This is a genomic window from Lysobacter yangpyeongensis (genome assembly GCF_042655745.1).
Lineage (GTDB): Bacteria > Pseudomonadota > Gammaproteobacteria > Xanthomonadales > Xanthomonadaceae > Agrilutibacter > Agrilutibacter yangpyeongensis.
The window spans coordinates 2,501-5,503 of the sequence record NZ_JBHSNM010000012.1 but is presented as its reverse complement, the minus strand read 5'-3'; the positions used below and the strand labels follow the sequence as shown (position 1 = coordinate 5,503).

At 55.6% G+C, this 3,003-nt stretch carries 2 rRNA genes (1 of these 2 running past the window's edge); both read right to left on the bottom strand.

Annotation, left to right across the window (positions count from 1 at the left end):
• Nucleotides 1-270: 270 nt before the first annotated feature.
• Nucleotides 271-383, bottom strand: a 5S ribosomal RNA gene (gene rrf / locus ACFPN1_RS16050).
• 143 nt (nucleotides 384-526) lie between these two features.
• Nucleotides 527-3,003: ribosomal RNA gene (locus tag ACFPN1_RS16045) — 23S ribosomal RNA — on the bottom strand (it continues 386 nt past the right edge of the window).

Below are 3,003 nucleotides of genomic sequence, written 5' to 3'. Positions count from 1 at the left end.
TCCGGGGAGTTCTTCGTGTGGCACATCACAGGAGCCGAGCGTTGGCCGGCGCCTTGCGATGAGGGCTTGCCGAACGAGTAGGCAAATGCCTTGACGACGTGATTGCGCTCGGCCGCCGGGAGGTATGCCGCTGCAAGTGCTGCTGTCGTGGTCGATTGCCGATGCGAGGATGGGCCTCGGAGAACAGCGCGGCACGCTGGGCGCGTGCACGGCATTTTTCGCGCACAAAGAAGAACCCCCGACCTTTAGGGCCGGGGGTTCGGGGTAAATGCTCAGCGATGACCTACTCTTGCATGCGGATGCACACTACCATCGGCGCGGTTGCGTTTCACTTCCGAGTTCGGGATGGGATCGGGTGGTGCCACAACGCTATTGTCACTGAGCAAGCGGGTGAAGCGGCGCGGAGCGCCTGCTTGCGTCTGTTGCCTGAAGGGGATTCCCCCATCGGGCGAAGAGTTTGGGATTGTAGCGAGTCGGTCCTGGAAGGTCACGACGTCTCGTCGAGTCCAAGGCCACTTGAGGTTATATGGTCAAGCCACACGGATCATTAGTACAGGTTAGCTCAACGCATTGCTGCGCTTACACACCCTGCCTATCAACCACCTGGTCTTGATGGTTCCTTTAGGGGACTAGAGTCCCGGGAGATCTCATCTTGAGGCGCGCTTCCCGCTTAGATGCTTTCAGCGGTTATCGCTTCCGAACATAGCTACCCGGCCGTGCCATTGGCATGACAACCGGAACACCAGAGGTTCGTCCACTCCGGTCCTCTCGTACTAGGAGCAGCCCCTCTCAAATCTCCAACGCCCACGACAGATAGGGACCGAACTGTCTCACGACGTTCTGAACCCAGCTCGCGTACCACTTTAAATGGCGAACAGCCATACCCTTGGGACCGACTACAGCCCCAGGATGTGATGAGCCGACATCGAGGTGCCAAACACCGCCGTCGATATGAACTCTTGGGCGGTATCAGCCTGTTATCCCCGGAGTACCTTTTATCCGTTGAGCGATGGCCCTTCCATACAGAACCACCGGATCACTAAGTCCTACTTTCGTACCTGCTTGATCCGTCGATCTTGCAGTCAAGCACGCTTATGCCTTTGCACACAGTGCGCGATGTCCGACCGCGCTGAGCGTACCTTCGAGCTCCTCCGTTACACTTTGGGAGGAGACCGCCCCAGTCAAACTACCCACCATACACGGTCCCCGATCCGGATTACGGACCTAGGTTAGAACGTCAAGCACATCAGGGTGGTATTTCAAGGTTGGCTCCACCCAAGCTAGCGCCTGGGTTTCATAGCCTCCCACCTATCCTACACAGACGAACTCAACGTTCAGTGTAAAGCTATAGTAAAGGTTCACGGGGTCTTTCCGTCTTGCCGCGGGAACGCTGCATCTTCACAGCGATTTCAATTTCACTGAGTCTTAGGTGGAGACAGCGCCGCTGTCGTTACGCCATTCGTGCAGGTCGGAACTTACCCGACAAGGAATTTCGCTACCTTAGGACCGTTATAGTTACGGCCGCCGTTTACCGGGGCTTCGATCAAGAGCTTCGCCTTGCGGCTGACCCCATCAATTAACCTTCCGGCACCGGGCAGGCGTCACACCCTATACGTCCACTTTCGTGTTTGCAGAGTGCTGTGTTTTTGATAAACAGTCGCAGCGGCCTGGTTTCTGCGGCCCTCCCCAGCTATTAACCATGGAGGGCGTACCTTCTCCCGAAGTTACGGTACTATTTTGCCTAGTTCCTTCACCTAAGTTCTCTCAAGCGCCTGAGAATTCTCATCCTGCCCACCTGTGTCGGTTTACGGTACGGTCTGCGTAAGCTGAAGCTTAGGAGCTTTTCCTGGAAGCGTGATATCAGCAGCCTAGCCCTAATGGGCCGGTCCTTAGTCTCAACGTTGCCCCCCCGGATTTGCCTAAGGGGACCGCCTCAACTCTCTCACCGGGACAACCAACGCCCGGCCTGCCTAACCTTCTCCGTCCCTCCATCGCACTTACGCGAGGTGCTGGAATATTAACCAGCTTCCCATCGACTACGCATTTCTGCCTCGCCTTAGGGGCCGACTCACCCTGCGTCGATTAACGTTGCGCAAGGAAACCTTGGGCTTTCGGCGTGCGGGCTTTTCACCCGCATTATCGTTACTCATGTCAGCATTCGCACTTCCGATACCTCCAGCAGCCTTCTCAAGCCACCTTCAACGGCGTACGGAACGCTCCTCTACCGCGCATACAAAGTATGCACCCCAAGCTTCGGTTTCGTGCTTAGCCCCGTTAAATCTTCCGCGCAGACCGACTCGACCAGTGAGCTATTACGCTTTCTTTAAAGGGTGGCTGCTTCTAAGCCAACCTCCTGGCTGTCTGTGCCTTTCCACATCGTTTTCCACTTAGCACGAAATTTGGGACCTTAGCTGTGGGTCTGGGTTGTTTCCCTTTTCACGACGGACGTTAGCACCCGCCGTGTGTCTCCCATGCAGTCTGTCTTGGTATTCGGAGTTTGCCATGGTTTGGTAAGTCGCAATGACCCCCTAGCCATAACAGTGCTCTACCCCCAAGAAGATTCACATGAGGCGCTACCTAAATAGCTTTCGAGGAGAACCAGCTATCTCCGGGTTCGATTAGCTTTTCACTCCTAATCACACCTCATCCCCTACCTTTGCAACGGGAGTGGGTTCGGGCCTCCAGTACCTGTTACGGTACCTTCACCCTGGGCATGACTAGATCACCCGGTTTCGGGTCTACTGCCCGCGACTATGCGCCCTTATCAGACTCGGTTTCCCTTCGCCTCCCCTATACGGTTAAGCTCGCCACGAACAGTAAGTCGCTGACCCATTATACAAAAGGTACGCAGTCACCCCGAAGGGCTCCTACTGCTTGTACGCACACGGTTTCAGGGTCTATTTCACTCCCTTCACCAGGGTTCTTTTCGCCTTTCCCTCACGGTACTGGTTCACTATCGGTCGGTCAGGAGTATTTAGCCTTGGAGGATGGTCCCCCCATATT